The organism is uncultured Prevotella sp. (assembly GCF_946407605.1).
Classification (GTDB): domain Bacteria; phylum Bacteroidota; class Bacteroidia; order Bacteroidales; family Bacteroidaceae; genus Prevotella.
Genome location: NZ_CAMJOS010000062.1, coordinates 1 through 5,913 on the forward strand (window position 1 = coordinate 1; position 5,913 = coordinate 5,913).

At 49.9% G+C, this 5,913-nt stretch carries 6 protein-coding genes; 1 reads left to right on the forward strand and 5 read right to left on the reverse strand.

Annotation, left to right across the window (positions count from 1 at the left end; genetic code table 11):
* From Q0R57_RS14385 to Q0R57_RS14405, 5 genes are all read right to left on the reverse strand, one after another.
* A partial coding sequence (locus tag Q0R57_RS14385) for a TetR/AcrR family transcriptional regulator (protein ID WP_294749147.1) occupies positions 1-430 on the reverse strand: 430 nt, incomplete at its 3' end.
* Between the two features lie 231 nt (positions 431-661).
* Positions 662-1,447, reverse strand: a complete 786-nt coding sequence (locus tag Q0R57_RS14390; RefSeq protein WP_294749149.1) for an AAC(3) family N-acetyltransferase — start codon at positions 1,445-1,447, stop codon at positions 662-664.
* A gap of 7 nt (positions 1,448-1,454) precedes the next feature.
* Positions 1,455-3,317, reverse strand: a complete 1,863-nt coding sequence (locus tag Q0R57_RS14395; RefSeq protein ID WP_294749156.1) for an alpha-amylase family glycosyl hydrolase — start codon at positions 3,315-3,317, stop codon at positions 1,455-1,457.
* Positions 3,318-3,611: 294 nt separating this feature from the next.
* A complete protein-coding gene (locus Q0R57_RS14400; protein WP_294749151.1) occupies positions 3,612-4,154 on the reverse strand; it encodes a flavodoxin family protein in 543 nt (180 codons plus the stop codon).
* A gap of 1 nt (position 4,155) precedes the next feature.
* Entirely contained in the window at positions 4,156-4,506 is a 351-nt protein-coding gene (locus Q0R57_RS14405) for a cupin domain-containing protein (protein WP_294749153.1), read from the reverse strand.
* Positions 4,507-4,623: 117 nt separating this feature from the next.
* Between Q0R57_RS14405 and Q0R57_RS14410 the strand changes: the two genes are divergently transcribed.
* Positions 4,624-5,394 carry a LuxR C-terminal-related transcriptional regulator gene (locus tag Q0R57_RS14410; protein WP_294749154.1) on the forward strand — a complete coding sequence of 257 codons (771 nt, stop codon included), beginning with the start codon at positions 4,624-4,626 and terminating at the stop codon, positions 5,392-5,394.
* Positions 5,395-5,913: the final 519 nt, after the last annotated feature.

Below are 5,913 nucleotides of genomic sequence, written 5' to 3' on the forward strand. Positions count from 1 at the left end.
TGAAGCGTACCACTTGTTCCGTGCAGCGGTCGGTAAACTCGTCCATGAAGTTCTCCAACGACGAGCCTTGCGCCCGAAAGAAAAGCAGTTCCATCAGGCGACGATGGCGGCGCATCAGAGAGAGGTATTCCCGCATCTGGTATTCCAGCAATTCTGGATTTCCGTTGCTCAAGTAGTCCAAGTACCTCTCTGCATGCCGCTCATCGTGGTGCTCGTAAACCATCCGTTCCATGTCCTGTATCAGCGGACTGACTATCAGGCGGAATATCTCATCCTTACCCTTTGGGAAATAGTTGTAGAGATTTCCCACACCCACGCCCGATAGCCGGGCAATGTCGCGCATCGAGGTCTTGGCAAAGCCTTGTTGGTGGAAAGCCTGCTCTGCCGCCTGTAGTATCTGCTCGCGTGTATGTTCCTTTTGTATCTGCATAGTCTCTATCTCTTCAAAAATGAACAATATTCAAAACCGTTCAGAAAAAAGAGAGGACCTACAGCTGTAAGTCCTCTCCCGACGGATGTCTATGGCTACTCGCTCGGCCAAAGGCCGCTTGCTCTGCAAGAACCTATGTCTTTTATATCTTCTTTGCATATGTATCTTGAATTTGCGCTGCAAAGGTACGGCGATTTTTCCATTTGTGCAATACCCAAAACTGATGAATTTTCAGTCTCTGTGTGCTTCTATCCATCTCACGGCGAAGTCTACGAGTTGCCTTTGAGACATCAGTCGGAGTACGGCATTCCCCAGCCGGACTTTAGCGACGGGATGCGTCTGCTCAAAGGCCTCGCCTATTTGAGTGAAGTCCTTGCCATCGACGTAGAGCGTCTCGTAAGCTTTCCAGACACGACACCCATTCTCCATGATGGCACTATGCTCTATCGTGGTGTGCTTGCTCTTATATTCGGCACGGGCATCAGCCAAATGCAGAGAGGTGTTCTTGTCATAACCCACACCAATCAGCAGTACGTATCCGTCGATGTCGTAGAGCCGCCCTATGGGTGAGCCGTCTCCGAAGATATTCGACAGGTCGTGGTGCCCAGTAAGAAAGCCGGCCATCTTCCCATTAGCCGATACGGAGCGGGCAGGGTGGTCGCTTCTTAGCGTGCCAGGCCACTGACGGTACAACTCTGCGACGACTCCCATCGTCTGCGTCGGTGTCGTCCGTTTGTCGTAGGCGGGCCAGTAGTCGCGTATTATCTGCCAATCTGTTTCGCTCACTTCGGGATGCACGCCCACATCGGGATCAAGGTTCTTCCACGATTGTGTCGGCATCATAATCGTCCCTTCCTTCCCAACAGTTTCCAACAGTGCCTCTATCACCGTCGGTGCGCCTCCGCATACATACCCCATACTGCTCAATGAGGTATGCGCCATCACCGTCATTCCCTCGTGCATTCCCAACTCATGGAATGCCGCCAGCAGGTCTTGTTTCAATATCAGTGGCTTCATACGCTATTCAGTATTCTATGATGAGTGATTCACGGGGTTGGAGTTCTATCTCTCTGCTGAGATCAACAGCACAGCCGCAAATGACGTTTCGGCCTTGTCGGTGATGTCCGATGACTTCCTTATAGCGGCTGACAGGCAAGGTGGTGACGTCGGGCGTTCCGTTGAGGATGATAAGAACCGTTCGTCCTCGGTATTGTCTGGCAACAACATAAATGCCTCGATACGGTATAAACTGCGTCATTGTGCCTTTGCTGATGATCTCATTACCCTGTCGCCAGTGCAGCAGACGGCTGAGCCAACGGAACATGCTGTTCTCCGCATCTGTGCGCCCTTCAGCTGTAAAAGCATCTCGGCTGTCATCCCAGAAGCCGCCAGGGAAATCCTGCCGCACATTGCCGTCGCCCTGTGCTTTCGTGCCATTCAACAGGATTTCCACACCATAATAAAGCTGAGGAATGCGATTGATGGTCAGCAGTAATGCCAACGCTTGTTTCAGTGCGAGAGTATCCGTTCCGTTTCCTAAATAGCGGTCTGTGTCGTGATTCTCTATGAAAGCCAGTACACTCGACGGATTGGGATAGAGGTAGTCATAGACCAGCGAGTTATAGATGCGGTTGAGGCCTTTGCCGTAGTCGTTGGTGTTCTCACCCGCTGCTTGTACCATGCGGTCGTAGAAAGCAAAGTCCATCACGGTAGGCAGGTGGCTGTTCTCCTTGGTCAGCCAGTTGTCCTTCTGCCAGGAAGCAGTATAGGCAGGCTCCGTCACCCACGTCTCTCCGACGACGTTATAGTTGGGATACTCCTCGTTGATAGCCTGCATCCACTCAGACATGGCATCTCCGAAAGCGTAGGGGTAGGTGTCCATACGGATGCCGTCGATGCCTATAGTCTCTATCCACCACATGGAGTTCTGAATGAGATAGCGCAGCACGTGGGGATTGTGCTGGTTAAGGTCGGGCATCGATGGCACGAACCAACTCTCCAGCGTTTCGTGCAGGTCTATCTTCGAGGCGTATGGGTCGCGGACGGGCGTCAGTTGGTAACTCGTCTGCTGATATTTCTCGTTGGCAGTCGGTTCACCATTTGCATCGGTCAACCACTCCGGGCAGTTGAACCAGTCGCATGAGGGCATATCTGCCACCCACGGATGCTCAAAGCCGCAGTGGTTGAATATCATGTCCATCACCATTTTCAGTCCATGCTTGTGAGCCTCATCGGTCAGCATGCGATAGTCCTCATTGCTGCCGAAGCGCGGGTCTATGCGGTAGTAGTTAGTTGGCGCATAGCCGTGGTAGGTGCTGGAACCGTCGCGGTCAGGTGAGTTGTTCTCCAAGACGGGTGTAAACCAAAGGGCGGTTACGCCCAGTTCGTTGAAGTAGTCCAGATGCTGACGGATTCCCTCCAAGTCGCCACCATGACGAAGGTTGGGGTTGGAGCGGTCGCACTGATAGGGATTCATCGTTATCAGTTGGTCGTTCTCCACCATGCCAGAGGCAAAGCGGTCGGGCATCAGTTGGTAGAGCACATCAGCGCAGGTAAATCCAATGCGCTCTTCGCCGCGTTTCTCCCGATGCTTCAACTGATACCTGACTCGCTTGCCATCTATCTTCAGTACCATCTCACCTGCCTTGGCTTCTGCCATATTCAGATAGACCAACAGGTAGTTGGGACTGTCCAAACGGACGACGGAGTCGATGGCAACACCAGAATAGTCTGTCGTGACATTGGCATTACGCACATCCTTGCCATAGATCATCAGTTGGAGCGAGGTGTTCTTCATCCCAACATACCAGTCTGTCGGTTCGATACGGTCAATCTTAACTGCCGCATTTGTGGACAAGACCATACAGCAGAAGACACTTATAGCCATAGCATTTCTTAAAACTCCATGCCTCAACAGCAGTTCGTAGCAGAGCCACGGAAACCATACCAAAGCCCAAATAGCGCTTATCAGTATGTCTTTCGGCCTCTTCATCTCGGCAGGAACAATCGCCTTGCTGAAAGCTGAGAGAATCACGAACGCCACAGTTGCCAAGCAGAATGCCTTTGGCATGTGACAGAGGTTGTAGAATACGAGCCACCATGTGACTGACATAAGGATGATGCTTGGCATCGTCAATAACATTTTCTTTTGTTTTACATTCATAATCTTGGTAATTAATAGTTATCCTATAATGTTTTGTCCTAACCGATATGCTCGTTCCAAGGCATCCGTGGTTTTGATGTCACCTTTGTCTTTTACTCCCCTAACCAGTACCATGCCAGCATCCTCTATATGGAAGAAATTGAGGGTGAGCCGGTATTGGGTCACGATAGCATCAAACAGTTCTGGCAGGGTGGACGCACCTACTAACAGCAGGGCGAGGCATCGGATAGGGAAATGGTTTCGAAGTGGCGTGTGCAGTCGGTCTATTACAGCCTTTAGCTGGGCACTGATGCCGTAGAAATAGACGGGTGAGGCCAGGACGAGGACATCCGTTAGCCTCAACTTTGCGTATATCGCTGTCATATCATCTTTTTGTGAACAGGCATTACCAGCTCTGCTAAAACAGGAATTACATCCAATGCAGGGATTGACCTTGACATCAGCCACAGAAATAATCTCCACCTCATGATGTTCTCGGGCTCCCTCCGCAAATGCCTGCGCCAGCATCTCGGTATTCCCGCCTCGACGCATACTGCCCACCAATATTAAAATTCTGCTCATATTACTTTATGACTGAAATACCTATCATCTTGGTGATACCATCCGAATTGTTCCAGACGGCATGAGGAATATGCCCGTCAACGAGGAATGCTTCGTCTTGCCCAATAATCACCTCGCGGTCACCCAATTGTATACGAGCCTCGCCCTCGGTCACGATAAAGAGGTGGTCATGCTCATGGGTGTGCAGTTCCGTTGGCCCTCCACCATTGAGGTCTATATAAGCAATAGCCCCGTCAAGGATACGTCCCATCTCGCCAAAAAGCCTTTTGGCATGGAAGTTAATGTGTCTGGGTGGTGTGACAAACTTGTGCTTGTCAATCGTTTGTCCTTTTGTCGTTGTTGTATTATCCATATTTCGGTTTTGATTTGATTTTTATTTCGTACCTTTGCACTTGAGAAAGTGCGGTGCAAAGGTACAAGGATTCCTTGAACCGTGCAATACTGATTTATAACCAAAAGTGTAGAGGATATGGATGTACTGAGGAAGGAGTTACAGACAGTGTTCCACCGGCATGAGTTCCGGCTATCGGCACTGGATGAAGGTGACATCGAGGCCTGCCGACGGTTTATCGGTGCATCGACTGCCATCAGTCAGGGGTGCGCCATATTGAGCGATCTGGCCACGAACGGCAGTTACTTTGCCATTGGCAGGCTGGTGGACATCTTAGGGCTGCACGGCGAGGTGCCGGAGGAGGAACTGATTGACATCGACGAGGACTTCATCTATCGGCGCATCCACCCTGAGGACCTGGTGGACAAGCGGATGCTCGAACTCCGTTACTTCGAGATGGTGGATGACATGAGGGCCGAGGAACGGCTGAAATACCACGCCACCTGCCGCATCAGGATGCAGAAGGCTAATGGCGACTATACCTATATTCATAATGTGACCCGCATCCAGATGAACGATGCCGACGGACTAATGCGACTCGTTACCTGCCTATACGAACTGTCGCCAGAGCAAGAACCGATTCACGGCATCAATCCCAGTATTATCAATGTAGAGACTGGTGCCGTGCAAAAACTGGCTCTCTATGAAGAACGTTTCAATATCTTGAGTAAGCGCGAGCGGGAAATCCTGCTGCTTATCAAGCAGGGCCTACTCAGCAAGGAGATTGCCGACACGCTCCACATCAGCATCCACACCGTGAACACTCACCGCCAAAACATCCTCCAGAAACTGAGCGTTGACAATTCGATGGAAGCCGTGCAGACGGCCACTGCAATGATGCTGCTATGAAATCTTCGGACAGGTGGTGAAAGTTACGAAAGAGTTACCATTCGTGCAATATCTATTTTGGGTGGAAACTATCTGACGTAAACTTCATCTCAGTATCGGCTTCGCCAATAAAAAAACGACTTTCGTATGTTATCGTCTGTCGTAGTAAAGAATACCGATTGGGTGAAATGATGAAAAGGTGTTGGACAGATGAAAAAAGGATGTCTGTGCTGACACGTCGGCTACAGATTCCCTCTTTATTTCTTACCTTTTGTATATGCCCACTGGTTTATATGTCTACAGATTTCCGTCCAAACTCAATAATAATAGGAATTTCCTTTGTCCTTTCATTTTTTTGTTGTACCTTTGCACCCGAAAGAGAGTCATAGAAAAGGCTGGTGGCTCAAAGTCGGAGTTCATTGAATGCAATTTGTAGCAGAACGTAGAATTGAGAACGGTCTCCAAATCGTAACCCCATTTTTCCTCAATTCCCCAAACTGCCTTTATATAAAGAAATCCTGCAATTTATTACAAAGTTAC

What these genes read in the sequence shown, in the direction of transcription:
- Q0R57_RS14390 (WP_294749149.1), bottom strand. Translation starts at nt 1,447, where the DNA reads ATGAAGCCACTGATATTGAAACAAGACCTGCTGGCGGCATTCCATGAG.
- Q0R57_RS14400 (WP_294749151.1), bottom strand. Translation starts at nt 4,154, where the DNA reads ATGAGCAGAATTTTAATATTGGTGGGCAGTATGCGTCGAGGCGGGAAT.
- Q0R57_RS14395 (WP_294749156.1), bottom strand. Translation starts at nt 3,317, where the DNA reads ATGGCTATAAGTGTCTTCTGCTGTATGGTCTTGTCCACAAATGCGGCA.
- Q0R57_RS14410 (WP_294749154.1), top strand. Translation starts at nt 4,624, where the DNA reads ATGGATGTACTGAGGAAGGAGTTACAGACAGTGTTCCACCGGCATGAG.
- Q0R57_RS14405 (WP_294749153.1), bottom strand. Translation starts at nt 4,506, where the DNA reads ATGGATAATACAACAACGACAAAAGGACAAACGATTGACAAGCACAAG.